This is a genomic window from Oceanimonas baumannii, assembly GCF_002245495.1.
Taxonomy (GTDB): Bacteria; Pseudomonadota; Gammaproteobacteria; order Enterobacterales; family Aeromonadaceae; genus Oceanimonas; species Oceanimonas baumannii.
The window spans coordinates 155,745-180,687 of record NZ_NQJF01000002.1; the positions used below are offsets into that span (position 1 = coordinate 155,745).

Genomic DNA, 24,943 nt, shown 5'->3' on the forward strand with positions numbered 1-24,943 from the left:
ATGACCGACATACAACAAGAAGAGAATGGCCTCCTGGCGGGCGATGATCTGGACAGTCTGTTCAGTGATGTGGCCATGGAGCCGGAAGTGGCGGCAGCCCCACAGGACACCCGGGATCTGGATTATTTTCAGCAGTTGCCGGTCAAGGTCACGCTGGAGGTTGCCAGTGCCGAGGTCAGTCTGGGTGAGCTGATGGAAGCCGGTGAAGGTGCCGTGATTGAACTGAACAAGGCCGTGGGAGAACCGCTGGATGTGAAGGTAAACGGTGCCTTGCTGGCTCAGGGTGAGGTGGTTGTGGCCAATGGCCGTTACGGCGTGCGGCTGACCCGCATTGTGAACCGGCCCGCAAGCCAGGCGGGAGCGAATGAAACATAAGTTCTGGCTGGCGCTGGGGTTAATACTGTTGCCGGGGGTTGCCCTGGCTGACATGCCGTTGCTGACGGTCACCGGCCCCGACGGCAACACCGAATACAGCCTGAAACTTCAGATTTTGCTGCTGATGACGGCTCTGGGGCTGCTGCCGGCGTTCTTGCTGATGCTGACCAGTTTTACCCGTATTATCGTGGTGCTGGCGGTGCTGCGTCAGGCGCTGGGACTTCAGCAGAGCCCGCCCAACCGGGTGCTTATCGGTATCGCGCTGGCACTGACCCTGCTGATTATGCGGCCGGTATGGCAGGACATCTACCACAACGCCTTTGTGCCCTACGACAATGGCAGCATCGGTTTTGAGCAGGCGCTGGTGACTGCCAAGGCCCCGCTGCAGACGTTTATGCTGGCCCAGACCCGGGAAACGGATCTGGAGCAGATCCTCAACATTGCGCAGGAGCCTACCGATATGGCCCCTGAAGAGGTGCCCTTTGAGGTATTGATCCCTGCCTTTGTGCTGAGCGAACTCAAGACCGCTTTTCAGATCGGCTTCATGCTGTTTATTCCCTTTCTGGTGATCGATCTGGTCGTCGCCAGTGTGCTGATGGCCATGGGCATGATGATGCTGTCGCCGCTGGTGATTTCACTGCCGTTCAAGCTGATGCTGTTTGTACTGGTAGATGGCTGGGCGATGACGGTGGGTACCCTGGCACGAAGTTTCGGGGGCTGAATGACCCCCGAACAGACAGTAGACATTATCAGTCAGGCAGTGCTGACCATTATCGCCATGGTCAGTGTGTTGATTATTCCCGGTATGGTGGTGGGTCTGGTGGTGAGCATTATTCAGTCGGCCACCCAGATCCAGGAGCAGACCCTGAGCTTTTTCCCCCGGCTGCTGGTCACCCTGCTGATGCTGATCTTTGCTGGCCACTGGATGCTGCGTGAGCTGATGGAGCTGTTTGACATGCTCTTTACCACTATTCCCGGAAGTCTTTGAATGACGCCTTTGCTCAGTCTGACCACTCCCGAACTGATGGCCTGGATAGGCAAGGGCTGGTGGCCCTTTTGCCGGCTGGCGGCGTTTTTCTGGGTGCTACCCTTGTTCGGTGACGGTCATCTGAGCCCGCAAATCCGGCTGCTGTTCGCCTTTGTGCTGGCCATGGTGCTGATGCCGTTGTTGCCAAAGGGGCCCGAAGTTGACCCGTTTTCCTTTGCCACCCTGGTCATCACCCTGGAGCAATTGCTGTTCGGGGCCTTGCTGGCACTGATGCTGCAACTGTTGTTCACCGTGGTGACCATGGCCGGGCAGATATTGTCGATGCAGATGGGACTGGCCATGGCGGTGATGAATGATCCGGTTAATGGCGGTTCGGCACCCTTGCTGGGGCAGTTGCTGTGGATATTTGTGGCGTTGTTGTTTCTGGCCTGGAATGGCCACTTGCTGGCACTGGATGTCATTGTGGAGAGCTTTCGCCGCTGGCCGGTAGGCCACAGCCTGACTGAGCTGGATTTGTCGCTGTTGATCAACCTGGCCGGCTGGATGTTTGGCGCCGCGCTGCTACTGGCGTTACCGGCGGTCATCGCCATGTTACTGGTCAATATCACCTTCGGTGTCATGAACCGCAGCGCGCCCTCACTCAATATTTTTGCTCTGGGATTTCCCATGACCATGATGCTGGGACTGGTGTCGTTATTGCTGATGCTGGCCAACATTCCTCAGCGTTATCTGGAATTCAGCCAGGACGTGTTTGAACTGATGCGCCAGTGGGGCTCATAAATGGCCGGGCAGAATTCTTCTCAGGATAAAAGCGAACAACCCACGGAGCAGCGTAAGCGCAAGGCCCGGCGCGAAGGTCAGGTCGCCCGCTCCAAGGATCTCAATACCGTCGTGCTGTTGTTTCTTGGCGGCCTGGTGTTGTGGTGGCAGACGACCGCACTGGGGGCTTTTTTTCGCCGCTTGTTTACCCTGGCGATGGAACTGCCGGCGGTGGCCACCCATGAGCCGGCGCACATGCTGGAACTGCTGGAGCTGGCGCTGATGGCCACCCTGTGGGCGCTGTTGCCGGTGTTTCTTACCCTTTCGGTGCTGCTGATGTTGTCGGGGCTGGTGCCTGGCGGGTTGTTGTTTTCCTGGGACAGCCTGCAGCCGAAGCTGAGCCGGCTTGACCCGCTGTCGGGGCTCAAGCGTATGTTCTCCAGGCAGACGCTGGTGGAGCTGCTCAAGTCCATGCTCAAGGTCACGCTGCTGGGCGGCACGCTGGCCGTGCTGCTTTACAGTCAGTGGGAGCGGCTGGTGTTTCTCGGCCGGATGCCGCTGGTCACCGGCTTTGGCCAGGGCCTGGGACTGCTGATACTTGCGGTGCTGGCGCTGTGTGCGGCACTGGCCGTGATTGCGCTGCTCGATGTGCCTTTTCAGAAGTGGTCGATGAACCAGAAACTGAAAATGACCAGGCAGGAAGTCAAAGACGAGCAAAAAAATACCGAAGGGCGCCCCGAAATAAAGCAGCGTATCCGGCAAATTCAGTTTCAGATGGCCACCGGCCGTATCGAGCAGCGGGTGCCCGACGCCGACGTGGTGATCGTCAATCCCACCCATTATGCGGTAGCACTCAAGTACGATCCCGAGCGTGCCGAAGCGCCTTTTGTGATTGCCAAGGGCACCGATGCCCTGGCCGCACGTATTCGCGAACTGGCCCGGCTGCACGATCTCGACATTATCAGCCTGCCGCCCCTGACCCGGGCCCTGTATCACTCCACCCGGGTGGATCAGCAGGTACCGGCGGGCCTTTACAGCGCGATGGCCTATGTACTGACTCATGTACTGCAGCTGAAGGCCTGGCGTGAAGGGCGGGGCCGTCAGCCTGGCGACCTGCCCGATTTTCAGATTCCGAAGAAATACCAACATTAAGAGGTGAAGTGTGAACTGGAAAGGCCTTGGTCGTCCTTATATGGCCGTCCCCTTGTTGCTGATTGCGGTGCTGGCCATGGTGATATTGCCGTTACCGCCCTGGCTGCTGGACGCGCTCTTTACCTTCAATATTGTGCTGGCCATTCTGGTGCTGCTGGTGGCGGTATCGGCGCGCCGTCCGCTGGACTTCTCGGTATTCCCCACCGTACTGCTGGTGGCCACTTTGATGCGGCTGACTTTGAATGTGGCCTCGACCCGGGTGGTCCTGCTCAGCGGCCATGAAGGGGCGGGGGCCGCCGGTAAGGTGATCGAAGCCTTTGGCGAAGTGGTGATCGGCGGCAACTATGTGGTGGGCATGGTGGTGTTCGTTATTCTGATGATCATCAACTTCGTGGTGATCACCAAGGGCGGCGAGCGGATCTCGGAAGTGGCCGCCCGCTTTACCCTGGATGCCTTGCCGGGCAAGCAGATGGCTATTGACGCTGATCTTAATGCCGGTGCCATCGATCAGGAGCAGGCCCGTAACCGCCGCCAGGAGGTGGCCCGGGAAGCCGATTTCTACGGCTCCATGGATGGGGCGTCCAAATTTGTACGTGGCGACGCCATTGCCGGCCTGTTGATCCTGTTTATCAACCTGCTGGGCGGCTTCATGATCGGCATGTTCCAGTATGAACTGAGTGCTGCCGAAGCGTTCCAGCGTTTTGCCCTGCTTACCATCGGTGACGGCCTGGTGGCCCAGATCCCTTCATTGCTGCTGGCCACTGCCGCCGCCATTATCGTGACCCGGGTCAATGACGACAGCGACATGTCGACCCAGGTAGGGCAGCAACTGCTGGCGTCTCCCCGCGTGGTATGGACCGGGGCTGCGGTCATGCTGATCCTGGGGCTGGTGCCCGGCATGCCGACTCTGGTGTTTTTACTGTTTGCCGCCGTGCTCGGTTATGTGGCCCGTCGCTTGCAACAGGCGGAGGACAGCAAGAGTGACTCTCTGGTGCAGGCCGAGTCTTTGCTGGCCCGGGAGCAGGACAGTCATGTCTCGTTTGGCTGGCAGGACCTGCCTCAGGTGGATCTGCTGACGCTGGAGCTGGGTTACCGGCTGGTGAGTCTGGTGCATGAAGAGCAGGGCGCTCCCTTGCTGGGGCGGATCCGGGGGGTACGCAAGAGTCTGTCGGAGCAGGCCGGATTTTTGTTACCGGAGATACGGGTGCGTGACAACCTGCAACTGTCGCCTCAGGAGTACCGTATCAAACTGGCCGGGGTGGTGATGGCCAGTGGTAAGGCCGATGGTGAACGCATGCTGGCCATCAACAAAGGGGAAACGTATGGCGAAGTCGATGGCGAGCTGACTCAGGAGCCAGCCTATGGCATGCCGGCGGTGTGGATTGAACCCGGTAACAAGGCCAGAGCACTGAACTACGGTTATGCGGTGGTGGACTCGGCCAGTGTGGTGGCCACTCACGTCAGTAAGCTGATGCGCGAACATCTGCCGGAGCTGCTGGTGCTTGATGATGTCAGTCACTGGCTGGAGCGGCTGCAACAGCAGGCACCGAAGCTGGCAGGTCTGCTGGGGGAAGCGGTACCGCCGGTGCTGCAGCTGCGGGTGTTCCGTTATCTGCTGAAAGAGCAGGTCAGCCTGGCGGACGTGGTCACCATTGCAACAGCGCTGGTGGAAGGGGCGGAGGTCACCAAGGATCCGGTGTTGCTGGCGGCGGACGTGCGTTGTGCTCTGAAGCGGGTGATTGTGCGTCAGATTATGGGAGAGCGGAGCGTATTAAGCGCATTCACCCTGGCCGACACCCTGGAGCAGACCCTGCTCGGTGCCTTGGGGCAGGCCCAGCAGCAAAATGCCAAGGCCAGCATCGACAGCTTCCCGGTCGAGCCTAACCTGTTGTCTCAGTTGCAGCAAAAAATGCCGGCAGTGACCGAAACCCTGCAGGAGCAGGGCGTGCCTGCGGTGTTGCTGGTAATGCCTCAATTGAGACCTCTTTTGGCCCGATACGGGGCGGTCTTCGCCAAAGGGCTTAAAGTACTATCCTACAACGAAGTGCCCGAGCACATTCAGATTGATGTGGTGGGGACACTGGGCTGAATGAGGAGTGAACAGGCTGCGTATGTTTCCTGTTCACTTCAGCAATACCCACAGTAAAAACGGTGTCTTGGGGTTGAAACCGGTAGCTTTATTTAGTCAAATGTTGACGCACTGAATTTTTATTGCTGATGACAAGGGCAAACTGCATGAAAGTGCAGGACGCAAAGCCTCCGGTCTAAGGGAATATTTTCCTACGATAGCGGGGCTGCCAAGGCAGGTTACCTTCCGGCGTTTCGCCACCTGTAAACCTTTCTCAGCGTTACTTCACATCCTGGCCTTGTGCCGGGCCGGTATTCTGATGCCGGCAGAAAATGACAAGAAGCAACATGAACAACCTTGCAAGACTGAAAGGCATGGCCTGCCTTGGGGTCATGCTGGGCAGCTCCGGAGCATCGGCCGATTACGTGACCGAGCTGGACAAGGCTGCCTGGCATGCTGAGCGCAAGGCCTCCCGTTGTGTGCTGGAGCACCGTATCGGACAGGTGGCGATGGCCCGTTTCAGTGCCAGCGGTAAAGACCACCCGGTGCTGACTATTGACTGGCAGGCCCGGGGCATACAGGGGGGGCTGGCGACTCTGGCCGTTGTTCCGGCTCCCTGGCAACAGATACCTGAACAGCCACTGACGCAAAGCCACTGGCAGCGTCAGCAATTGCACTTCAATCAGCAAATGCCGGAGGCACTTAATGCCCTGGCCAATGGTCGCTGGCTGGCGACCTCTGAGTCGGGTAATCCCCACCGTATGGTGATGCCGAGTATTTATTTTCAGCAGGCATATAGCGAGTTCCGGCGATGTCTGGGGCTGGGCAGCGCAGAGCCCACCTTTAACGGCGAACGCTTGACCCTGCATTTTCAAGGTGGTGCGCGGGTACTTTCCGATGGCCAGCGTCAGCAGCTGGCGGCGTTTGCCGCACATATAAGGAAGATGCAGCCGGCCTCCTTACTGCTGGAGTCTTATACCGACAACAGCGGCAGTGACGCGCTGAATCTTAAGCTCTCCCGGCAGCGGGCTGAGCAAATCGCAGATTTATTGCGTCATTATCATCCAACCTTGCCAATGTCGATTCGTGCCTTTGGCGAGGCCCATCCAGTGACGGATAACACCACCCCTGCCGGACGTTATCAAAACCGGCGCGTTGTTATTTCTATTATCAAGGCAGAACAAGCATCATGAAACCAAGTTGTCACTCTTCTTCTTTGCTCTGGATAATCTCAGATAGTGGCGTGCCGGATCTCTGTTGCGAGGCGCTGGTAAATGAAGGATATCGGCCTGAGCGGGTGAGCATCGCCGCTCGCAGCGAGCAAAAACCGGGCGTTATCCTGATCGACAGTGATATTGGCAGCGGTTTCACCGGCCATATTCAGACGCTGATCAGTCGTTTTCCTCAGGCTGTGATTCTGGCCATGGTCGCGCATGGTGAAAGTGCGCTGGCCAGCGAGGCGTTGCAAGCCGGTGCCAGTGATTATGTGCTTAAGCCGTTTCAGCCCAGCCAGCTGTTGCGGGTGCTGGGGCAGAGCCTGGCATTACGCCACAGCACCGGCGACATGGTGGTGCGCTCCCGCGCGGGTCTGCAGGTGCTGCAGCTGGCCTACCGGGCGGCGCAAACTCCGGCAGCGGTGCTTATTGGGGGGGAGTCCGGTACCGGCAAAGAGTGTCTGGCTCGTTATATTCATCAGGTTTCCGATCGCAGCGATGGCCCCTTTGTAGCGGTGAATTGTGCTGCGATTCCCGAAAGCATGCTGGAAGCCGTACTGTTCGGTTACAGCAAGGGAGCTTATACCGGCGCTGTCCAGGCCCAGGCAGGCAAGTTTGAGCTGGCCAACGGCGGCACCCTGCTGCTGGATGAAATTTCAGAAATGCCCCTGGCACTGCAGACAAAACTGCTGCGCGTGTTGCAGGAAAAGGAAGTAGAGCGCCTGGGCAGTCATCAGAAAGTACAGCTTAATGTGCGTATTGTTGCAGCCTGTAACAAGGATCTGCGGGAAGCAGTAAGCGCCGGCGAGTTCCGTGAAGACTTATTCTACCGTCTGGATGTACTGCCGCTTGGCTGGCCGCCACTGCGTGAGCGGGCGGAAGACATCATGCCGCTGGTCCGTCATTTTTTACAGAAATACGGTCAGGGTGAATCATTCGGCGTGAGTCCGGAAGCTGAGCGGGCGTTGCTCTGCCATGACTGGCCCGGCAATATCCGCGAGCTTGAAAATGTGATTCAGCGGGCATTGATCCTGGCCCGCAGCGCCATTATCGATGTGGTGGATCTGATGCTGCCCAGGGCCGGTCAGGGGCGGGTAGCCAACCCTCTTTTATCTGTCGGTCAGCCGCAACCGGAAACCGCGCCTGATGGTTTGCAGGCTAGCCGCCAGCGCGCTGAATTCGACTATGTATTACAGATTTTGCGCAAATACAGCGGCCATCGCTCCCGCACGGCGGAAGCCCTGGGACTGACGACCCGGGCGCTGCGTTACAAATTGGCTGCCATGCGTGAGCAGGGCATTGATATTGACCGTGTCATAGGAGCCTGAACATGAATATTTCACCGGAAAGCACGCAGCAGGCCATGCTGGTACGTCTTGGCCAGCTGCAACACCAGGCGCAGAGCGGTGTTGCTATTACCCCGGCCGCGGAGCAGGGGGATTTTGGCATGCTGATGAAAACCACGATGCGGGCCATCAATCATGAACAGATGCAGGCTTCACAGCTGATGACAGCAGTGGAAACCGGCGCCAGTGATGATCTGGCCGGTGCCATGCTGGCCAGCCAGAAGGCAGGTCTGAGCTTTTCCACCCTGGTGCAGGTGCGCAATAAAATGATGACGGCATTTGACGACATCATGCGCATGCCGCTGTAAGGAGTTGTTATGGCACAAGCAAGCGCACTGATGAGCGCCGGTCAGCCGCTGAAAGCCGGCTTTGGCAAGGTAAGGGAGTACTGGCTGGGGATGTCGGCTCATCATCGCCAGGTCATGCTGCTGGGCAGTCTGGCGGTTATTATTGCCGCCGCCGTAGTGATGTTTTTGTGGCAGGCCGGACGCAGTTTCGTGCCTTTGTATGGCAAACAGGAGTTGTATGATCAGTCCCGCATTGTCGAGGTGCTGGAGCAGGAGCAAATTCCCTTCCGTCTGGATCCTAACAGCGGCCAGATTCTGGTAGAGGAAACGCAACTGGGCCCGGTACGCATGCGCCTGGCATCCCAGGGCGTCAGGGCGGTGCTGCCTGCCGGTATGGATGAGCTGGCTCAGGGCTCCGGCTTTGGTACCAGCCAGTTTATGGAAACCCGCCGTTACCGCCATGCACTGGAAGGGGAGCTGTCACGTACCATCATGGCGCTGGATTGGGTACGTCAGGCCAGGGTGCATCTGGCCATGCCTGAGCGCACGCTGTTTATCGGCCGTGCCGAGCAAACCCCTACCGCATCGGTGATGCTGGATGTAGTGCCGGGACAGGAGCCGGATCCGGCTCAGGTAGAAGGGATTGTGAACCTGGTGTCTGGCAGTGTGCCGGGAATGACCCGTAAAAATGTTTCCGTGATTGACCAGCGTGGTCAGGTGCTGAGTGACGAGTTGGCAGTGAATGGTCAGAGCCGGGGCCTGAGTCTGCGTCAGATGGAATATACCCGTCAGCTGGAACAGCAGCTGGCCCAGCGCGCCCGGGATATGCTCTATCCGGTACTGGGGGCCAGTAACTTCCGGGTGCAGGTAACGGCCAGCCTTGATTTTAACGCAGTGGAAGAAACCCGTGAAAGCCTGGATCAAACCCCGGTATTACTGCGTGAAACCAGCAGTGAGAATCTGACTCAGAATCGTCTGGAGCTGGGTATTCCGGGGGCCTTGTCCAACACGCCGCCGCAAACCGACGCCGATGGTGAAAACACCGAGCCCAAGGATAACCAAAGCCAGCATGAACAGCGGGAATATCAGCGTCAGTTCGAGAGTGGTCGTTCGGTGGTGCACACCCGTTACCAGAGCGGGCGTATTAATCAGCTGAGCGTGTCAGTGCTGCTGAATAACAGCGCCGCACCGGAAGGTGGCTGGGATCCGCAGCAACTGACCCAGTTAGGGCAAATGGTGCAGGGCGCGGTTGGCTTCAGCCCGTCCCGGGGAGACAGTTTTGCCCTGTCCAGCTTTGATTTTGCCCCCGCAACGGTGCTGGCGGAATTTCCGGAGCCGCTGGCCTGGTGGCAGCAGCCGGAAACCCAGACCTATGCCCGCTATCTGCTGGGTGCCTTTATGGTACTGGCGGTGCTGCTGCTGGGGGTTCGCCCGCTGGTACGTCATCTGGGAACCAATCAGCAAGCGGCCGCCATGCGTGAACTGCAGGCAGCCTTGCCCGCAGCCACCGAAGACGAGGCAGCCCTGGCCCGGCTGGGCAGGACAGAGGAGGGGGAACGTGCCGGCCCGCATACCACCTTGCCCTGGGAAGCCGATGAGCTCGAGTGGCAGCTGCCGCCGCCGGGCAGTGAGCTGAAAGTTCAGGTGACCCATCTGCAACTGCTGGCGGAGCGGGAAACCGACAGAGTGGCGGAAGTTATCAAGCACTGGATAAAAGATCATGACTGAGCAACTGACTGAACAGGCTGCAGGCCTGAAGCTGATAGAAACCGAAAAGGCTGCCGTGCTGTTGCTGAGCATGGGGGAAAGTGCCGCCGCCCGGGTGTTACAGCGCCTGGACCGGGAGGAAGTCAACAAGGTGACCACCGCCATGGCCAGATTGTCGGGAGTCTCGGCCGAATCTGCCAGGGGCACGTTGCAGGAGTTTTTTGATCTTTATCGTCAGCAGAGCGGCATCAATTCCGCCTCGCGGGAATATCTTGAACGCACGCTGGATCTGGCGCTGGGTGAAAAGCTGGCCCGTGGGCTGCTGGACTCCATGTACGGGGATGTGGTCCGCCATGAAATCCAGCGCCTGCAGTGGGTTCAGCCTGAATTGCTGGCGCGTTTTCTGCAGCAGGAGCACCCTCAGATGCAGGCGGTTATTCTGGCATTCTTACCTGCTGACTCTGCTGCCGCCGTATTGTCGCTGTTGCCGGAAGAGAGTCACGACGGCTTGCTGCTGCGGGTGGCCAATCTTAATGAAGTCAGCGAATTTGTCGTGGCAGAGCTTAAAGCGGCCCTTGCCCGGTGTATGGAGTTCGTTGCGCACAATGCAGGTGCCCGTGTCGACGGGGTGCGTCAGGTGGCGGATATCGTTAACCGCTATCAGGGTAACCGCGGCCAGCTGATGGAATCTATCAAGCAGCACAATGCGGAAAAAGGCGGCGATATTGAGCGCAATATGTATGACTTTACCAGTCTGGCCCGGCAAACCCAGGAAACCCTGCAGCGTATTGTGCAGGATCTGCCTGTGGAAGTGCTGGGGCTGGCGCTGAAAGGTGCCGACAGTCAGGTGCGCAGGGTCATGTTGGAAGCCATGCCCCGGCGCATGGCCCAGCAGATGGAGCAGGATATGTTGCGTCAGGGTGCGGTGGCGGTCAGCCGGGTAGAAAACGCCCGGCAGGAGGTCATGGATCTGGTGCGTGAACTGGCAGAGCAGGGTGAGTTGGAATTCCAGCTGTATGAAGAGCAGGTGGTGAGCTAGTGAAACGACACTTAAATGACGGGCGTATGCCGGTTGCTTATCGCCGTTATCGGTTTCCGTCCCTTTACGGAGAGCCGCAGCAGCCGGAAGTGACTCCGGAAGAAGAACAGGCCGAATATCGTCAGAGCCTTGAACAGGGTTACCGGGACGGCCTGGAGCAGGGCCAGGCTGCCGGGCTGGAACAGGGCCGGAGTGAAGGCCTGAAACTCGGTATGGAGCAGGGCATTGAGCAAGGGCGAGAACAAAGCCTGGTGCAGCTGCGCGAGTTACAGCAAAGCCTGGCCGACGAACTGCGGCAGTGGCAAAGCAGTGCCGATCAGCAATGGCAGCAGTTGTCGCTGTCGGCGCTGCACCGGCAGCGGGAACAGCTCTGTGAGCTGGTGGAGCAGGTCGCCCGGCGGGTGATCCGTGCCGAGCTGACCCTGAACCCGGGGCAGGTGCTGGCCATTGTGGAAGAGGCCCTGGCGGGGATTGATGCCCGCACGCAGGAACTGCAGTTATTTGTGAATCCGGATGATCGTGCCCGGCTGAAAGAAATTGGCATCACCGAGTGTCAGGGCTGGGCGCTGCATGAGGATGCGGCATTGGCGCCGGGAGATTGTCGCATCGAAACCGAAACTCTGACGCTGGAAGCCCTGACCGAAGAGCGTCTGCAAAAAGGCATGGCGCGGGTGGTACATAGTCTGGATGCCGCCGATGAGCCTGCTTGAGCAGCGGCTGCAGCTGGCCCGGGCCGCACTCAGTGAAGATCTGGATATTGGCCAGGTTTATGGCCGGTTATTAAAAGTCACCGGTAATCTGCTGGAGGTGTCCGGCTGCCGGCTGGTGATGGGGCAGCGCTGCTGCATTGATACCGAAGGCGGTGGTGAGCTGGAAGCCGAGGTGGTGGCGCTGGACCGGGAGCAGGCGTTATTACTGCCATTGAGAGCTCCTTCCGGGCTTTATACCGGGGCCAGAGTCCGACCCTGTACCAGCGAGTCCAGCTTCTCGATCTCCCCCTTGTTGCTGGGGCGCATTGTGGATGGGCTGATGCGGCCACTGGACGGGCTGCCGCCGATAAAGGGGCAGCCCGTGTCCTGGCAACAGCGGGTGCCCAACCCGCTGTTACGTCGCCGGGTCAGCGAGCCGCTGGATGTGGGCGTGCGTGCCATCAATGGCCTGCTCACCCCGGGTAAGGGGCAACGGCTGGGGCTGTTTGCCGGCCCCGGAGTAGGCAAGAGTGTGCTGTTGGGCATGATGGCCCGTTACACCCAGGCCGATGTGGTGGTGGTCGGACTGATTGGTGAGCGGGGCCGGGAGGTCAGGGAATTTATTGACGATTGTTTGGGCGAGCAGGGGCGGGCCAAAACCCTGGTGATTGCAGCCCCGGCCGATCAGAGTCCGTTAATGCGGGTACGGGCAGCAGAAAGCTGTCACCGGGTGGCTGAATATTTTCGTGATCAGGGCAAAGACGTGCTGTTGCTGATGGATTCACTGACCCGTTATGTGCAGGCCCAGCGTGAAATTGGTCTGGCGGTAGGAGAGCCGCCGGTGGCACGGGGCTATCCGCCCTCGGCATTCAGCTCACTTACCGAGCTGGTGGAGCGGGCCGGTAACGGTGAACAGGCCACTGGCAGTCTCACCGCATTTTATACCGTGCTGGCAGAGGGGGACGATCAGCAGGATCCGGTGGCTGATGCAGCCCGTGCCATTCTCGATGGCCACGTGGTGCTGAGCCGGCAACTGGCCGAGCAGGGTCATTACCCGGCCATTGATATCGGTGCCTCCATCAGCCGGGTGATGAGCAAGGTTGCTGGTCCTGAACACCTGCTGCAGGCGGTGCAGTGCAAACGCTGGTTTGGCCTGTATCAGCAGGTGCGTGAGCTATTGCCTCTGGGAGGAATTCAAAGCGGTAAAAGCCATGAAACCGATGAGGCCATTGCCAACTATCCTGCACTGGCGGCGTTCCTGCAGCAGCATGAGCATGAACCGGTGAGTCTGACACAGGCGCTGGAACAACTGGCCCTGTTAAGCGGAGGAATGTATGCGCAAGCACCTGATCAACCAGCAGCGTGAACAGCTGGACAGTCTTATCCGCCAGCGTGACCGGCTGAATGAACGGGCCGGGCAGCTGCAGCAGCAGCAATGCTCACTGGAGCAGGCCAGAGCGGGACTGAGCCAGGTGCCGGCGGGCACCGGTGCCATTGGCCTGCTGAATCAGGGGCACCTTCGTCAGCAGCTGAACAGCGTTATCGAAGGGCATTCACGTCAGCTGGAAGCGGCCTGGCAGGACAGTGAGCGTCTGCAACGGCTCAGCCGGCAGCAGGCGGGCAAGCTTAAGGGGCTGGAATTGCTGGAACAGCGCCGGGTACAGCAGATACGTCGTGAACAACAGCGGCGCGAGTGGGAAAACCAGCTGGAGTGGTGTGTCAGGCCGGCTGATAAACCGTTTCGCTGACGCCTAAATGATGCTCAAGCCATTCTTTCTGACTGGCCAGCAAACGGCCATTGCTGTCATTCAGCGCCTGGCACAGGCGGGCCTGTTGCTGCAGCTCCTGCCAGCGTCCGTCGATCCGGGCTGACAGCGCCGCAGGCAGCTGCTGACAGAGTTGCTCAAGGCTGGCCGCTCCCAGGCTGGCCTGCAGCTGCTCCCGCGTGGCTGCCAGCTCTGCGAGTTGCCGGGTGAGTGCCATTTGTTTGGGGTTATGGCTGAGCAGACCCTGATGATCCTGGCCGGTCAGCAGACGGGCCTGATGTTGCAGCAGACGATGCAGATGTGCATACCCCTGATGTTCCTGCTGTAGTGCCTGCCAGAGCGTTTGCAGTATGACCTTGCTCATCGGCGGTGCAGCTCAAGCACGGCCTGAGACAAGGCGTCGAGATCCAGCGGCAGCTCATTATTGGCGATGGCCTGACGCAGTCTGGCGACTTTTTCCAGATCCACATCGGGCATGGCGTCCAGCTTGTCCCTGGCCTGTTGCAGCATACCCAGCTCGGGGCTGAAGGCTGTTTGCTCCTTGGGAGCTGCCTGAGTTTTTCCGGTGTTGCTGGCAGGCATATCTCGTTGTGATACCTGGCTCAGCGACGTGATGCGATGAGGGCTGACTTTCATATGGTGATCCATGGTTTATTCGGCTGTCTTTAATTAACGTCCCGGCACAACAAAAACTTTAGCGTAAACTTTGTACCCGGTTTCCGGCCACGACCCGGGCCTGAATGATCTTTTCAGAGTCGATATTACGTACCCTGATTAACTCACCCTCGCTGCCATTTGTCAGAGCCAGCCCCTGGGTGGTGACGGTAAAACCATTCCCTTGTGCCTCAATCACCACCTGTTCATTTTTTTTTACCAGCCAGCGCGGTGCCAGCAGCGCCGGATAAAGCGGCTCTCCGGCGGGAAGGTCCCGCAACAAGCGCTGCTTTGGTGGCTGACGACCGGCAATAAAGCCCCGGTGCAGCCGCTCCAGACTCAGGCTTTTAAGCTGCAGCACGGACGCACTCAGCTCCTGCTCCCGCCGCAGCCGCTCACGGGCCACCCAGACCGGCAGGTGCACACTGACCTCTACCCGGGCACGGGTGGTCCAGCCGGGGTCGTCCGGGCAGTGAATCAGCCAGGGTACCCGTCCCCAGGGAGCGTCGCCGGCCTGTGCCGGTTCAAACCGCACTGGCTGGGCGCACTCGGGCAGGCGGGATGCCCCGGCGGGCAGCCAGGGGCTGAACCCGGCCTGATAAGGCAACCAGTCATGTTCATTGGCATAGTGCGCCAGCCGTTGTTCTGCTGCCCGGGATAACTCCCCGGCCAGATCGGCCCGGACGGAAAACGTCATGGCAAGCAACAGCAGCAAGACGCTTTTTCCGGGGGGAAAACGCCTTTCCCGAGTCGCGCCGTCATCGGCTGAGATTTTCTTGTAACTCATTGAATTAAATTTATTTTATTTTTTGGCATGAATTTTGTAAGGAAATACTGAAATCAATACGGGTGAGGTGAAAGGTACAACAAATGGCGCTGGGATTCGACAAGGCTCTGGGCATTCATCCTCATGCATTATCGCTCCGGATGGACAGAACACAATTGCTGGCCGGCAATCTGGCCAATGTGGACACGCCCGGTTACCGGGCTCGGGATATCGACTACAAGGCAGTATTGCAACAGACCGAAAGCGCGTTGCGCCAGGGAATAAGCAAGCCGGGAATGGCGGCAGAAAGTCTGTATCGCGTGCCCTATCAGCCTTCAAAAGACGGTAACACCGTGGAGTTGTCGGTAGAGCAAACCGCCTTTGCCGAAAATGCCATGGACTTTCAGACCAGCCTGACTTTTCTGAACATCAAGCTACGTGGTCTGCAGCAGGCCATAGAAGGACGTTAATCATGTCGTTTCAACGGGTATATGACATCGCCGGCAGTGCCTTGCAGGCACAGACCAGCCGGATGAACACGGTCGCGTCCAACCTGGCCAATGCCGGCTCGGTGGCGGCCAGTGAAGAAGAAGCCTACCGCGCGATTAAGCCGGTATTTGCCACTGTCTATCAGCAGACTCAGGCCGGTGAACTGGCTGGTGCCGGTGTGAACATTGCCGGGGTACTGCCTTCGGACCGTCAGCCAGAGCAGCGTTATCAGCCGGATCATCCCCTGGCCAATGACGACGGCAATGTGTATTACGCCGGGGTGAATGTCATGGAAGAGATGGCGGACATGATGTCTGCTTCCCGTAGTTTTGAGTCGGCAGTGGAAGTGATTGGCCGGGTCAACAGCATGCAGCAGGGCCTGCTTAACCTGGGGCAGCGTTAATCATGGCATTGGCAAGTATCAACGGCCTGGACAATGCCATCAGCAGCCCGGAAAGTGCTATTGCACCGGCGGCAGATGGCGGTATCAGCGGTCTGCGCAGTGAGTTTCTGCAAATGATGGTGGCGCAGATCAACAACCAGGATCCTCTCAACCCGCTTGACGGCACGCAGTATGTGACGCAACTGGCCCAGTTCAGCATGGTGGAAGGGATTGAACAGATGAAAATCCAGGGCCAGCAGCAAGCAACCTTGCTCGACACCCTGCAGGTGCTGGGCAGTACTTCACTGATGGGAAAAAGCGTCACGGTGCCGGTGCAGTCCATCAGCCTGGCAGCGCCTGAAAGCCTGAATGGCACCATACCGGTGCCGGCGGGTACCGACGCTCTGACGCTTGAGGTGTATGACCAGAGCGGCCAGCAGGTACATCAGCAGGAATGGCATTCCCCTGAGGGAGAGCTGGCATTTTCTCTCGCTGAACTGCCTGCTGGAGATTATGAGTTCAGAGTCTCCGCCAGCCGGAAGGGGGAGACCCTGACGTTGTCGCCCTATATGGCGCGGACCGTGGAAAAAGTCAGCCTGCCTGCCGGTGGCGGCGACATCATGCTGGAACTGGCCGGGATCGGCCAGATGTCATTGTTTCAGGTGACCGAGTTCGGTCAGTCTTAACCGCTTAAGGAAATCAGTTATGTCCATGAGTATTGGTCTGAATGGTCTGCGGGCCACCAGCGAGTCGCTGGGGGTGATCAGCCACAATATTGCCAACGTCTCTACTGCCGGCTTTAAAAGTGCCCGGGCGGAGTTCGCTGCCATTTATGGGGGCGGACAGCCAAGCGGAGTGCAAGTCAGCAATGTCACGCAGAACTTTGAGCGCGACGGCGATGTGGTGAACACCGGCCGGGCGCTGGATCTGGCCATTTCCGGCAACGGTTTTTTTATGACCAGCCTGAACGGCCAGACGGCTTTTACCCGTGCCGGCACCTTTAACCGGGATGCCAATAATTACATTGTAGGTGGCAATGGCATGCGTCTGCAGGGGTATGCGATCGATGAGGCAGGCCAGCTGCAACAGGGGGTGATTGAGGATCTGCGGGTAGATGGCGGCGCTTTGCCGGCCGAAGCCAGTACCCGGGTTGAGTTTACCGCCAATCTCAAGGCCGATGCGGAAATTCCGGAAGCCAATTTTGCTCCGGATGATGCCACCAGTTACAACTTTTCTCAGTCCAGTGAAGTGTTCGACTCACTCGGTTCCCGCCATGTACTGACCCAGTACTTTGTTAAAACCGGTTCTAACGAGTGGCAGCAGCACTTTTATATCAATGGTGAGCCCCTGAACAAGGACCCGGCTTCACCTCCGCCTCCGGAAGCTCCGAAATCACTGCCCGGCGCAACGTTGGCCTTTGGCAGCGATGGCAAGTTTACCGGGGTGACCGGCACCAATGCTGTGGTGGATGCCGACAACGCCAAACTCAGCAAGATTGAGCTGGCCTTCAGTCCGGAAGGAGCTGAGCCGGTCAAGATTACCCTCACTCCTGCTGACATGACCCAGTATGCCAGCGAATTTAGCGTTTCCCGTAATCAGCCCGACGGTTACACCGCCGGTGAGCTGGCCGGCATTCGTTTTGAGTCCAACGGCGATATGTATGCGGTATTCACCAACGGGCAGGAGCAGATCAAGGGGAAGGTGGTGATGGCAGCGTTTGCCAATCCCAATGGCCTGCGTCAGGGAGACAACACCAGCTGGCATCAGAGCTTTGCCTCGGGGGCTCCGACCCTGGGGGAGCCGGGCACCGGTACTCTGGGCAGCCTGACTGCCGGCGCTTATGAAGGATCCAATGTCGAGCTGACCGGTGAACTGGTTAACCTGATGACCGCTCAGCGTAATTATCAGGCTAACTCCAAGAGTATCAGCGCAGCTGACAAGATGACACAGGTGCTGTTTAACTCCTTCTGAGGTGGCTGAATGGATCGTTTGTTATATACCGCCATGTCCGGTGCCCAGCACGCCATGATGGCGCAGGGCATTCGTGCCAACAATCTTGCCAATGCCAACACGCAGGGGTTTCGTGCCGATTATGAGCAGGCATCGGCCCGCTTTCTGGAAGGTGATGGTCTGCACACTCGGGCCCTGGCCCAGAGCTTGCCCGCCGGCACCAACATGGCGGCGGGTCCTCTGCAGGCCACCGGCCGCGATCTTGATATCGCCATTCAGGGCGAGGGCTTTATTGCGGTGCAGAGTGAGGGAAATGACGAAGGCTATACCCGGGCCGGCAATATGCTGATCAGCCCGGCAGGAGAGCTGACCATCAATGGCCGTCCGGTGGTGGGGGAAGACGGCCCGCTGGTGTTGCCTGAATTCAGCCGGCTTGAGATTGGTCGTGACGGCACTGTCAGTGTGACGCCGCCCGGAGGTGGAGCCCAGATTGAAGGCGGTCGTATCAAGCTGGTGCGGCCGGATGAAGGGCTGCTGAAAAAGGGTCTGGATGGCCTGTTCTATCCGGAGCAGCCCGGTGCCCTGGCAATGGACGAAGAAGTGGTGATCAAGCAGGGCCATCTGGAAGGGGCCAACGTCAATGTGGTGGAAGAGATGGTACAGACCATGGCCCTGGGCCGGCAGTTTGAACTGCAGGTGCGGGCCATGAAAACCGCCGACGATCAGGCCCGGGCCGGTGCCAGGCTGATCCGGGGCAGCTGATCCCCTTGATGTCATTTATTCAATATAGTTAACAGGATAAACAATCATGCATGCAGCCCTGTGGGTAAGCAAAACCGGTCTGAGCGCTCAGGATGCGCGTATGACCGCGATTTCCAATAACCTGGCCAACGTCAATACCGTCGGTTTTAAACGGGATCGGGTGGCTTTTGAGGATCTGTTTTATCAGGTTCAGCGTCAGCCCGGGGCTGCGGCGGATCAGCAAAACCAGATCCCTACCGGCATTCAGATGGGTAACGGCGTCAAGGTGGTCGGCACCCAGAAGGTATTTACCTCCGGCAGTTTTCAGAATACCGGTCAGGAGCTGGACATGGCCATTGTTGGCCAGGGTTTTTTCCAGATTGAGCGCCCGAATGGCGAACTGGTATATACCCGCAACGGCCAGTTTCACCGCAACGCCGAAGGTATGATGGTCAATGCCGAAGGTTTACCGCTGGTGCCGCAGATAGAGATTCCGGAAAATACCGTCAAGGTGACCGTGGGCACCAACGGTATTGTCAGTGCCACCCTGGCGGGACAGGTAGAGCCTCAGGAGCTGGGCCTGATCACACTGGCTAACTTTTCCAACCCCGCCGGTCTGGAAGCCATGGGCGGTAACCTCTATCGCCAGACCGGAGCGTCCGGTGAGCCGATGGAAGGCCAGGCTGGTGACGATGCCCTGGGTACCCTCAAGCAAGGCACACTGGAAGGCTCCAATGTCAATGTGGTGGAAGAAATGGTGGACATGATCACCACCCAGCGTTCGTATGAAATGAATGCCAAGGTGGTGTCTGCCGCCGATCAAATGCTCAAGTTTGTCAGCCAGGCGTTGTGATGATGCTGCGCCACTGTCTGGCCGCCGCCCTGCTGATGCTGAGCGGTTGCACCACCTACGAACTGATCCCGCCCGAGCCGGGTGAAGACGACTGGGCTCCTACGCCTCCCGCAGCGCCGGTGCAGCAGCAGGCTCGGCATGGCAGTGCCTTCAGTAACGGAACCATGATTGCCCTGTTTCAGGACAGGCGAGCCTTTCGTGAGGGCGATATGCTGACGGTGCTGCTGCAGGAGCGGACTCAGTCCAGTAAAAAAGCCGATACCAGCCTCGGTAAAAGCAGCAGCCTCGACATTCCGGCCCCCCTGGTGGGGCGCACACTCAGAACCAACCTGACCGCCGAGGCCGGTGTGGAGCGAGATTTCAGCGGATCGGCCAGCACCAGCCAGCAGAATACCCTGTCCGGCTCGATCACGGTGACGGTGTCGGAAGTGCTGCCCAACGGGGTGCTCCGGGTTAAAGGAGAAAAATGGATCCGACTGAACCAGGGGGATGAATATGTACGCCTGCAGGGGCTGGTGCGCATGGATGATATCGACAGCCAGAACCGGGTGCCATCGCAGCGCCTGGGCGATGCCCGTATCACTTATGCCGGTCGCGGTGCCCTGGCCGACACCAATCAGGCCGGCTGGTTGTCGCGCTTCTTTAACAGCAGCTGGTTTCCCCTTTAGGAGTCGTTATGAGATTCAGGCAATTGCTTCATGGGCCGTTCCTGCACCGGTGTTCCTGGTTCAGACTGCGAACATGCCGGGAGGGAAGGCGAGGTGAACCACATCAGCGGCATAGTCTGTCTTTCCGGGCTGGCGCACTGGCCTTGCTGCTGGCGTGTGTTCTTCCCGGCGGCACCCGGGCCAGTGAGCGGCCGCTGCTGGACGTGGTCGATATACAGGGCATTCGTGACAACCAGCTGGTGGGCTACGGTCTGGTGGTGGGGCTGTCGGGCACCGGCGACCGCAGCCAGGTCAAGTTTACCGGTCAGTCGATGACCAACATGCTGCGCCAGTTCGGGGTACAGCTGGAAGACGGCACCGATCCCCGGCTGAAGAATGTGGCCGCGGTGTCGGTGCATGCCACCCTGCCGGCGCTGGCCGGACGTGGCCAGACTCTGGATGTGACGGTGTCATCCATTGGTGATGCCAAAAGCCTGCGGGGAGGTAGCTTGTTGCTGACCCCCCTGCGTGGCGTTGATGGCCAGGTCTATGCCGTGGCGCAGGGCAACCTGGTGGTGGGGGGCTTAAAGGCTGAAGGCAACAGCGGATCTTCCATTACCGTGAATGTGCCGACCGCCGGGCTGATCCCCAACGGCGCGCTGATTGAACAGGAAATTCCCTCCAGCTTTGTCAGTGAGCCGGTGGTGACCCTGAATCTGAAAAATGCCAATTTCCGCAGCGCCCGAAATGTGGAGCAGGCCATTAATCAGGTGTTTGGTCCCGATGTGGCTCAGGCCACCGGGCCGCGGGCCATTGAGGTAAGGGCACCGGCGGATGCCCGTCAGCGAGTGACCTTTATGTCGATGCTGGAAGACGTTCGTGTAGTAACGGGTCCCAAACGTCCGAAAGTGGTATTTAACAGCCGTACCGGCACCGTGGTGGTCGGACAAAATGTGAAGGTGCGGGCGGCAGCGGTCAGCCACGGCAGCCTGACGGTCACTATTACCGAACGTTTTAATGTAAGCCAGCCGAATGCCTTTGCTCAGGGTCAGACCGCAGTGACCCCTGAATCCGATCTCAAGGTGGAACAGGAGCCGGGCGAAATGTTTGTCTGGCCAGAAGGCACCGCACTGAATGAAATTGTACAGGCGGTCAACAGTCTGGGGGCCAAACCGGATGATCTGATGTCTATTCTGCAGGCACTGGATGAAGCCGGTGCGCTGGAAGGCGAGCTGGTGGTGTTGTAGAGAGAGGGAAAATAATAATGAAAATAGAACAGAGCCAGTATCTGGACTGGCAGGAGCTGAACACCATCAAACGTCAGTCTCCGCAGCAGGGGCTGGAGCAGGCCGCCGAGCAGTTTGAAGCCATGTTTTTGCAGATGGTGCTGAAGAATATGCGCACCGCCACGGATGCTTTGCGGGATCCCGACAGCCCTTTTACTCCCGGCCCCCAGCAAACAATGATGCGCGATTGGCACGACGGCCAAATTGCCATGAGCATGGCTTCTCAAGGACAGACCGGCCTGCGGGAGTTGATGGTTAACCAGCTTGGGGGCCTGTTAAAGAGTCATGCCGGGACGGTCGCTAATATTAGTGAGAGTTCCCTTGCTGCCTTCAGCCAGCCGCTGAGAGTGGCCAAAAACGGATAATAAAACATGGCGATGATTAACAATGGTCTGTCGGGGCTGCAAGCGGCTCAAACGGCGCTGAATACCATGAGCCAGAATGTGGCCAATGTGAATGTGCCCGGTTACAGCCGTCAGGAAGTACAGCTGTCGGCCCGCCAGAGTGGCTTCGGGGTTATGGGAGGCAGCGGCGTGCAGGTAACCGGGCTGCGCCGGGTGGCTGACGAATTTCTGACCGCCCAGCTGTGGCGCGCCGAGTCCGAAGCCGGTCAGCGCTGGCAGGTGAGTGATTACCTGGGGCAGATGGAAACCGTGCTGGGCAGTGAAGACAGCAGTCTGCTGCCTGGACTGACGTCGTTTTTTGCCGCGCTTAACGGTGCCGCAGAAGCCCCCCAGAGTACGGCTCCGCGTCAGCAGATCATCGCCTCTGCCAAGGCTCTGGCCCAGCGTTTCAATCACCTGGGAAGCCAGCTCGATGCGCAGGAGCGTCGGGTACTGGATCAGCTGGATGCCACTTCCAGCCAGGCTAACAACCTGCTGACTCAGGTGGCGGAACTGAATGAAAAAATCAAGGAGGTGGGGGCCAAGGGGGGCAATGCCGGGATTCTGGAGGACACTCGCGATGAGGCCCTGCGTCAGCTTTCCGGGCTGGTGGACATTCGTTCTTCCCGTCAGGCCGACGGCACCATTAATGTGAGTCTGGAGCAGGGACAACCTCTGGTGCTGGGTAACCAGGCTGCGCAGATCAGCCGGAATGATACCCTTATCTCGGTGGGCTTCAGCGGCCAGGATTATCCCCTTGGTGGAGGGGCCGGGGGCAGTCTGGGCGGATTGATGCTGCACCGGGAACAACAACTGCAACCGGCCAGGGAGGAGCTCGACACCATGGCCGAAGTATTCGCCAAGAACATCAATCGGCAATTGGCCCAGGGCGTGGATCTCAGCGGCCAGTCCGGTGCCCCTTTGTTTGCATTTACCGCCGGTGATGCTGCCGGCAGCCTTAAGGTGCCGGATGAGTTGACTCCGGAGCAGCTGGCGCTGTCCGGCAGTACCAATGCCGGGCCGGGAAACAACGATAATCTGCAGACCCTGCTGGGGCTGCAGGACGACAGTTATGAGCAATACCGCGGTATGGTGGGTCAGCTGGCCATCACCAGTGCCCAATGGCAGGCTGACGCGGCGGCATCAGACAATATTCGCACCGAGGCCCAGGCCCGGCGAGATGGTGTCAGTGGCGTAAACCTGGATGAAGAAGCCATGAACATGATGAATTATGTGCAGAACTATCAGGCTAATGCCAAGGTGATCGGCACCGCCGACCAGCTGTTCAACACCCTGCTGAACATGATTTAACGGGAGCCGATATGCGCGTCAGTACAGGACAAATTCAGCGGATTATGATGCAGAGCATGCAGCAGGGTGGTGCCGACTACGGCAAACTGCTACAGCAGATGAGCAGTGGTGATCGCATGCTCAAACCTTCTGACGACCCGCTGGCCACGGTGCGGCTGCAGGGCATCGACAAGGAAATCAGCGCCATTGAGCAATATGAGAAAAATGCGCTGCAGGTCACCGGTCGCTTGGGGCAGCAGGAAAGCCAGATCGACGCCATGAAAAATATCCTGCTGCGTCTGCGGGACATGACCGTAGAAGCGGGTAACGGTACCTACAACCTGGAAGAGCGTCGGGCTCTGACACAGGAAATGGACTCTCTTAAGGCGGGTCTGCTGGATCTGGTTAATGCCCGTAACGAAGAAGGGCATTATTTGTTTTCCGGCTCCCGTACCGATGTGCCAGCGGTGGCGGAAACCGCCCCCGGCGAATTTTCCTATCAGGGAGATAATTATCAGCGTCAGGTGAGCATTGCCAACGGTGTTACCGTGGCTGCCAATGACACTGCCAAAGGGCTGATGTTCAATGGCGGCAATCTGCTGCAGGAAGTGCATGACTTTATTCAGGTGCTGGAGACCACCAGCGGCAGTATCAGCGGCTCCGTGGCCGATATGCTCAACAGCCTGGACAAGGGCCTTGGCAATCTGACCCGTACCCTCACCGACATCGGCGGGCGCATTAATGGCCTGGAGCAGGTAGTGGCCACTCACGGTGAGATGAAGGTCTTTGGCCAGGGGCTGCATAACGAGCTGTCGGCGCTGGACTATGGCGAGGCGGCAATGAACATGCAGCAGATGCTGCTGGCGCTGCAGAGCAGCCAGCAGGCCTTTGTGAATGTGAACCAGCTGTCGCTGTTTAACGCTCGGTAAGGATCCCATAATGCAACTCGCCAGCACACGGCCCGGGGCAGTACAGACCAAGCTGGATCCTGCCGGTGGCGTTGCCGCCGCGCCTGGCCTGGCCGACAAGGCCGATGGCAGCAAAACGCTCATTGCTCCCGGTGCCGGCTTGTCGGCTCCGGGGCGGTTTCAGCAATGGGGCAGGCTCAGTCAGGCGCAGTCGGGCGTGGCCCGGCTGCAGGCGGCAGAGCAATCCCTGAACCAGGCCTGGCAGCAGTTGCGCTCCCTGGCTCAGCGTATGCAGGCGTCAGGCATGAGTGCCGGACAACAGCAAAAATGGGGCGAGCAGTTGTCGCGCTTGAGTGAGCAGTTGCAGCAGCAGGGCCGGCTTGATGCCCGGCTGCAACCCAAGGCTCTGGAAGGCAATGCTGCCCGTCATCGCTTTCAGCTCGACAAGGTCGACTTGCTGAGCGTAAAAGGCAGCCGGGAGCGTATTACCCTGTTGCTGGCGGGGCAGCAGCAGGCCATGGGCATTACCATAGTACCGGGTCAGCGCCCGGCCGATACCCTTGCTCAGCTTAACCGCCATGTAAAACCCCTGGGTATCAGTGCCGAGGCGGAGCAGGGCAAAGTGCAGCTGGTGGCTACCGACAGGGCCGAAGCCATATTGCGTCAGCCTATTCTGATGCAGGGCGAAGGCATACGGGTGCCGGCGGGAGAAGCTGTGTTGATTAAAGCCACCCCCGAGCCGGATGCCCTGGCGCCGTTGTTGCAGGCGGCCCGCAAGGGGGAGCTGGCCAGTGAACGTGAGCATCTGCAGCGGGTGTTGACCCGTATTCAGGACTATACCGTCCGGCTGCAGGAGCAGCGCCGCTTTATTCTGCAGCAAATGGCTGATGAATGGCCAGCGATATCAGGACCGGCGAGCAAGACCCCGCTGGATAACAGTGGCAGTCCCTTTGAACAGCTAGTGTCGGCCCTGGTGGCTCAGGCCAATGTCGCGCGCCATAATGCGGTGGCATTATTGCGTAAGGAATAAATATTCATACGATCGCACCTCTGCTGACGCAGAGGGGAGGAACGGATATCCTTGCCCCTTTATCCATCATCGAGTTGCCAGCTGATACTGTTTATGTATAAGCGCATACAGCCTCATCAAGTCACAAGGACACACACTACATGGGCGATTAAAAACGCCCCGCTTTTCTTCTTT

29 protein-coding genes and 1 riboswitch are annotated in these 24,943 nt (G+C 58.8%); of the genes, 26 read left to right on the plus strand and 3 right to left on the minus strand.

Annotated elements, in window-relative coordinates:
• The 14 genes from fliN to B6S09_RS02745 all read left to right on the plus strand — a co-directional run bounded on the left by fliN (nucleotide 1) and on the right by B6S09_RS02745 (nucleotide 13,372).
• A complete protein-coding gene (gene fliN / locus B6S09_RS02680) occupies nucleotides 1-375 on the plus strand; it encodes a flagellar motor switch protein FliN (protein WP_094276954.1) in 375 nt (124 codons plus the stop codon).
• Entirely contained in the window at nucleotides 365-1,096 is a 732-nt protein-coding gene (gene fliP / locus B6S09_RS02685; RefSeq protein ID WP_094276955.1) for a flagellar type III secretion system pore protein FliP, read from the plus strand. Before fliN ends, fliP begins: the two co-directional genes overlap by 11 nt.
• Nucleotides 1,097-1,363, plus strand: a complete 267-nt coding sequence (gene fliQ, locus B6S09_RS02690) for a flagellar biosynthesis protein FliQ (RefSeq protein WP_094276956.1) — start codon at nucleotides 1,097-1,099, stop codon at nucleotides 1,361-1,363. It begins immediately after the preceding gene.
• Nucleotides 1,364-2,143: a flagellar biosynthetic protein FliR gene (gene fliR, locus B6S09_RS02695; RefSeq protein ID WP_094276957.1), complete on the plus strand. Its 780-nt coding sequence runs from the start codon at nucleotides 1,364-1,366 to the stop codon at nucleotides 2,141-2,143. It begins immediately after the preceding gene.
• Complete coding sequence (gene flhB, locus B6S09_RS02700; RefSeq protein WP_094276958.1) at nucleotides 2,144-3,274, plus strand: flagellar biosynthesis protein FlhB; 1,131 nt, start codon at nucleotides 2,144-2,146, stop codon at nucleotides 3,272-3,274.
• A 40-nt stretch (nucleotides 3,275-3,314) separates the two neighbouring features.
• Nucleotides 3,315-5,363 (plus strand): flagellar biosynthesis protein FlhA, encoded by a 2,049-nt coding sequence (gene flhA / locus B6S09_RS02705; protein ID WP_424991645.1) that lies wholly within the window; start codon nucleotides 3,315-3,317, stop codon nucleotides 5,361-5,363.
• Between the two features lie 126 nt (nucleotides 5,364-5,489).
• Nucleotides 5,490-5,576, plus strand: a riboswitch (cyclic di-GMP riboswitch).
• Nucleotides 5,577-5,689: 113 nt separating this feature from the next.
• A complete protein-coding gene (locus tag B6S09_RS02710; RefSeq protein WP_094276960.1) occupies nucleotides 5,690-6,535 on the plus strand; it encodes a MotY family protein in 846 nt (281 codons plus the stop codon).
• Nucleotides 6,532-7,884 carry a sigma-54-dependent transcriptional regulator gene (locus B6S09_RS02715; RefSeq protein ID WP_243832794.1) on the plus strand — a complete coding sequence of 451 codons (1,353 nt, stop codon included), beginning with the start codon at nucleotides 6,532-6,534 and terminating at the stop codon, nucleotides 7,882-7,884. The genes B6S09_RS02710 and B6S09_RS02715 overlap by 4 nt, the downstream gene beginning before the upstream one ends.
• A 2-nt stretch (nucleotides 7,885-7,886) precedes the next feature.
• Nucleotides 7,887-8,210, plus strand: a complete 324-nt coding sequence (gene fliE, locus B6S09_RS02720; protein WP_094276962.1) for a flagellar hook-basal body complex protein FliE — start codon at nucleotides 7,887-7,889, stop codon at nucleotides 8,208-8,210.
• Nucleotides 8,211-8,219: 9 nt separating this feature from the next.
• Nucleotides 8,220-9,917 (plus strand): flagellar basal-body MS-ring/collar protein FliF, encoded by a 1,698-nt coding sequence (gene fliF / locus B6S09_RS02725; protein WP_094276963.1) that lies wholly within the window; start codon nucleotides 8,220-8,222, stop codon nucleotides 9,915-9,917.
• Nucleotides 9,910-10,935, plus strand: a complete 1,026-nt coding sequence (locus B6S09_RS02730; protein ID WP_094276964.1) for a FliG C-terminal domain-containing protein — start codon at nucleotides 9,910-9,912, stop codon at nucleotides 10,933-10,935. Before fliF ends, B6S09_RS02730 begins: the two co-directional genes overlap by 8 nt.
• The gene (locus tag B6S09_RS02735) at nucleotides 10,935-11,645 is read left to right on the plus strand and encodes a FliH/SctL family protein (protein ID WP_243832793.1); all 711 of its coding nucleotides are present in this window, start codon (nucleotides 10,935-10,937) and stop codon (nucleotides 11,643-11,645) included. Before B6S09_RS02730 ends, B6S09_RS02735 begins: the two co-directional genes overlap by 1 nt.
• On the plus strand, nucleotides 11,632-12,990 hold the full coding sequence (locus B6S09_RS02740; RefSeq protein ID WP_094276966.1) for a FliI/YscN family ATPase: 1,359 nt from the start codon (nucleotides 11,632-11,634) through the stop codon (nucleotides 12,988-12,990). Before B6S09_RS02735 ends, B6S09_RS02740 begins: the two co-directional genes overlap by 14 nt.
• Complete coding sequence (locus B6S09_RS02745) at nucleotides 12,959-13,372, plus strand: hypothetical protein (protein WP_094276967.1); 414 nt, start codon at nucleotides 12,959-12,961, stop codon at nucleotides 13,370-13,372. Before B6S09_RS02740 ends, B6S09_RS02745 begins: the two co-directional genes overlap by 32 nt.
• Here B6S09_RS02745 and flgN read toward each other — a convergent pair.
• The 3 genes from flgN to flgA are packed head-to-tail and all read right to left on the minus strand — an operon-like array spanning nucleotide 13,344 to nucleotide 14,759.
• The gene (flgN, locus tag B6S09_RS02750; RefSeq protein ID WP_094276968.1) at nucleotides 13,344-13,754 is read right to left on the minus strand and encodes a flagellar export chaperone FlgN; all 411 of its coding nucleotides are present in this window, start codon (nucleotides 13,752-13,754) and stop codon (nucleotides 13,344-13,346) included. The two genes, B6S09_RS02745 and flgN, sit on opposite strands and share 29 nt — an antisense overlap.
• Nucleotides 13,751-14,026 (minus strand): flagellar biosynthesis anti-sigma factor FlgM, encoded by a 276-nt coding sequence (gene flgM, locus B6S09_RS02755; protein WP_094276969.1) that lies wholly within the window; start codon nucleotides 14,024-14,026, stop codon nucleotides 13,751-13,753. The genes flgN and flgM overlap by 4 nt, the downstream gene beginning before the upstream one ends.
• 58 nt (nucleotides 14,027-14,084) lie before the next feature.
• Nucleotides 14,085-14,759 carry a flagellar basal body P-ring formation chaperone FlgA gene (gene flgA, locus B6S09_RS02760; RefSeq protein WP_243832792.1) on the minus strand — a complete coding sequence of 225 codons (675 nt, stop codon included), beginning with the start codon at nucleotides 14,757-14,759 and terminating at the stop codon, nucleotides 14,085-14,087.
• Nucleotides 14,760-14,914: 155 nt separating this feature from the next.
• Between flgA and flgB the strand changes: the two genes are divergently transcribed.
• The 12 genes from flgB to B6S09_RS02820 all read left to right on the plus strand — a co-directional run bounded on the left by flgB (nucleotide 14,915) and on the right by B6S09_RS02820 (nucleotide 24,769).
• The gene (gene flgB, locus B6S09_RS02765) at nucleotides 14,915-15,280 is read left to right on the plus strand and encodes a flagellar basal body rod protein FlgB (protein ID WP_094276970.1); all 366 of its coding nucleotides are present in this window, start codon (nucleotides 14,915-14,917) and stop codon (nucleotides 15,278-15,280) included.
• A gap of 2 nt (nucleotides 15,281-15,282) precedes the next feature.
• Nucleotides 15,283-15,702, plus strand: coding sequence for a flagellar basal body rod protein FlgC (gene flgC, locus B6S09_RS02770; protein WP_094276971.1), 420 nt, complete (start codon nucleotides 15,283-15,285; stop codon nucleotides 15,700-15,702).
• Nucleotides 15,703-15,704: 2 nt separating this feature from the next.
• A complete protein-coding gene (locus B6S09_RS02775) occupies nucleotides 15,705-16,367 on the plus strand; it encodes a flagellar hook assembly protein FlgD (protein ID WP_094276972.1) in 663 nt (220 codons plus the stop codon).
• A 19-nt stretch (nucleotides 16,368-16,386) separates the two neighbouring features.
• Nucleotides 16,387-17,652 carry a flagellar hook protein FlgE gene (flgE, locus tag B6S09_RS02780; protein ID WP_094276973.1) on the plus strand — a complete coding sequence of 422 codons (1,266 nt, stop codon included), beginning with the start codon at nucleotides 16,387-16,389 and terminating at the stop codon, nucleotides 17,650-17,652.
• Nucleotides 17,653-17,661: 9 nt separating this feature from the next.
• Nucleotides 17,662-18,393, plus strand: coding sequence for a flagellar basal body rod protein FlgF (locus B6S09_RS02785; RefSeq protein ID WP_094276974.1), 732 nt, complete (start codon nucleotides 17,662-17,664; stop codon nucleotides 18,391-18,393).
• Nucleotides 18,394-18,439: 46 nt separating this feature from the next.
• The gene (gene flgG / locus B6S09_RS02790; protein WP_094276975.1) at nucleotides 18,440-19,225 is read left to right on the plus strand and encodes a flagellar basal-body rod protein FlgG; all 786 of its coding nucleotides are present in this window, start codon (nucleotides 18,440-18,442) and stop codon (nucleotides 19,223-19,225) included.
• Nucleotides 19,225-19,893: a flagellar basal body L-ring protein FlgH gene (flgH, locus tag B6S09_RS02795; protein WP_417604454.1), complete on the plus strand. Its 669-nt coding sequence runs from the start codon at nucleotides 19,225-19,227 to the stop codon at nucleotides 19,891-19,893. Before flgG ends, flgH begins: the two co-directional genes overlap by 1 nt.
• A gap of 116 nt (nucleotides 19,894-20,009) precedes the next feature.
• A complete protein-coding gene (gene fgIL, locus B6S09_RS02800) occupies nucleotides 20,010-21,119 on the plus strand; it encodes a lateral flagellar basal body P-ring FlgIL (RefSeq protein ID WP_169713354.1) in 1,110 nt (369 codons plus the stop codon).
• 17 nt (nucleotides 21,120-21,136) lie between these two features.
• Complete coding sequence (locus tag B6S09_RS02805; RefSeq protein WP_094276976.1) at nucleotides 21,137-21,523, plus strand: rod-binding protein; 387 nt, start codon at nucleotides 21,137-21,139, stop codon at nucleotides 21,521-21,523.
• Nucleotides 21,524-21,529: 6 nt separating this feature from the next.
• Entirely contained in the window at nucleotides 21,530-22,852 is a 1,323-nt protein-coding gene (flgK, locus tag B6S09_RS02810; protein WP_166670276.1) for a flagellar hook-associated protein FlgK, read from the plus strand.
• Nucleotides 22,853-22,863: 11 nt separating this feature from the next.
• Nucleotides 22,864-23,760, plus strand: coding sequence for a flagellar hook-associated protein FlgL (gene flgL / locus B6S09_RS02815; RefSeq protein ID WP_094276977.1), 897 nt, complete (start codon nucleotides 22,864-22,866; stop codon nucleotides 23,758-23,760).
• A gap of 10 nt (nucleotides 23,761-23,770) precedes the next feature.
• Entirely contained in the window at nucleotides 23,771-24,769 is a 999-nt protein-coding gene (locus tag B6S09_RS02820; RefSeq protein ID WP_094276978.1) for a hypothetical protein, read from the plus strand.
• Nucleotides 24,770-24,943 lie beyond the last annotated feature (174 nt).

What these genes read in the sequence shown, in the direction of transcription:
- B6S09_RS02740 (WP_094276966.1), top strand. Translation starts at nt 11,632, where the DNA reads ATGAGCCTGCTTGAGCAGCGGCTGCAGCTGGCCCGGGCCGCACTCAGT.
- B6S09_RS02715 (WP_243832794.1), top strand. Translation starts at nt 6,532, where the DNA reads ATGAAACCAAGTTGTCACTCTTCTTCTTTGCTCTGGATAATCTCAGAT.
- fliQ (WP_094276956.1), top strand. Translation starts at nt 1,097, where the DNA reads ATGACCCCCGAACAGACAGTAGACATTATCAGTCAGGCAGTGCTGACC.
- B6S09_RS02775 (WP_094276972.1), top strand. Translation starts at nt 15,705, where the DNA reads ATGGCATTGGCAAGTATCAACGGCCTGGACAATGCCATCAGCAGCCCG.
- flgN (WP_094276968.1), bottom strand. Translation starts at nt 13,754, where the DNA reads ATGAGCAAGGTCATACTGCAAACGCTCTGGCAGGCACTACAGCAGGAA.
- B6S09_RS02820 (WP_094276978.1), top strand. Translation starts at nt 23,771, where the DNA reads ATGCAACTCGCCAGCACACGGCCCGGGGCAGTACAGACCAAGCTGGAT.
- flgB (WP_094276970.1), top strand. Translation starts at nt 14,915, where the DNA reads ATGGCGCTGGGATTCGACAAGGCTCTGGGCATTCATCCTCATGCATTA.
- flgM (WP_094276969.1), bottom strand. Translation starts at nt 14,026, where the DNA reads ATGAAAGTCAGCCCTCATCGCATCACGTCGCTGAGCCAGGTATCACAA.
- B6S09_RS02710 (WP_094276960.1), top strand. Translation starts at nt 5,690, where the DNA reads ATGAACAACCTTGCAAGACTGAAAGGCATGGCCTGCCTTGGGGTCATG.
- flgH (WP_417604454.1), top strand. Translation starts at nt 19,225, where the DNA reads ATGATGCTGCGCCACTGTCTGGCCGCCGCCCTGCTGATGCTGAGCGGT.
- B6S09_RS02745 (WP_094276967.1), top strand. Translation starts at nt 12,959, where the DNA reads ATGCGCAAGCACCTGATCAACCAGCAGCGTGAACAGCTGGACAGTCTT.
- flhA (WP_424991645.1), top strand. Translation starts at nt 3,315, where the DNA reads ATGGCCGTCCCCTTGTTGCTGATTGCGGTGCTGGCCATGGTGATATTG.
- fliR (WP_094276957.1), top strand. Translation starts at nt 1,364, where the DNA reads ATGACGCCTTTGCTCAGTCTGACCACTCCCGAACTGATGGCCTGGATA.
- B6S09_RS02805 (WP_094276976.1), top strand. Translation starts at nt 21,137, where the DNA reads ATGAAAATAGAACAGAGCCAGTATCTGGACTGGCAGGAGCTGAACACC.
- fliP (WP_094276955.1), top strand. Translation starts at nt 365, where the DNA reads ATGAAACATAAGTTCTGGCTGGCGCTGGGGTTAATACTGTTGCCGGGG.
- flgG (WP_094276975.1), top strand. Translation starts at nt 18,440, where the DNA reads ATGCATGCAGCCCTGTGGGTAAGCAAAACCGGTCTGAGCGCTCAGGAT.
- B6S09_RS02785 (WP_094276974.1), top strand. Translation starts at nt 17,662, where the DNA reads ATGGATCGTTTGTTATATACCGCCATGTCCGGTGCCCAGCACGCCATG.
- flgE (WP_094276973.1), top strand. Translation starts at nt 16,387, where the DNA reads ATGTCCATGAGTATTGGTCTGAATGGTCTGCGGGCCACCAGCGAGTCG.
- fliN (WP_094276954.1), top strand. Translation starts at nt 1, where the DNA reads ATGACCGACATACAACAAGAAGAGAATGGCCTCCTGGCGGGCGATGAT.
- flhB (WP_094276958.1), top strand. Translation starts at nt 2,144, where the DNA reads ATGGCCGGGCAGAATTCTTCTCAGGATAAAAGCGAACAACCCACGGAG.
- flgK (WP_166670276.1), top strand. Translation starts at nt 21,530, where the DNA reads ATGGCGATGATTAACAATGGTCTGTCGGGGCTGCAAGCGGCTCAAACG.
- flgC (WP_094276971.1), top strand. Translation starts at nt 15,283, where the DNA reads ATGTCGTTTCAACGGGTATATGACATCGCCGGCAGTGCCTTGCAGGCA.
- flgL (WP_094276977.1), top strand. Translation starts at nt 22,864, where the DNA reads ATGCGCGTCAGTACAGGACAAATTCAGCGGATTATGATGCAGAGCATG.
- fliE (WP_094276962.1), top strand. Translation starts at nt 7,887, where the DNA reads ATGAATATTTCACCGGAAAGCACGCAGCAGGCCATGCTGGTACGTCTT.
- B6S09_RS02730 (WP_094276964.1), top strand. Translation starts at nt 9,910, where the DNA reads ATGACTGAGCAACTGACTGAACAGGCTGCAGGCCTGAAGCTGATAGAA.
- fliF (WP_094276963.1), top strand. Translation starts at nt 8,220, where the DNA reads ATGGCACAAGCAAGCGCACTGATGAGCGCCGGTCAGCCGCTGAAAGCC.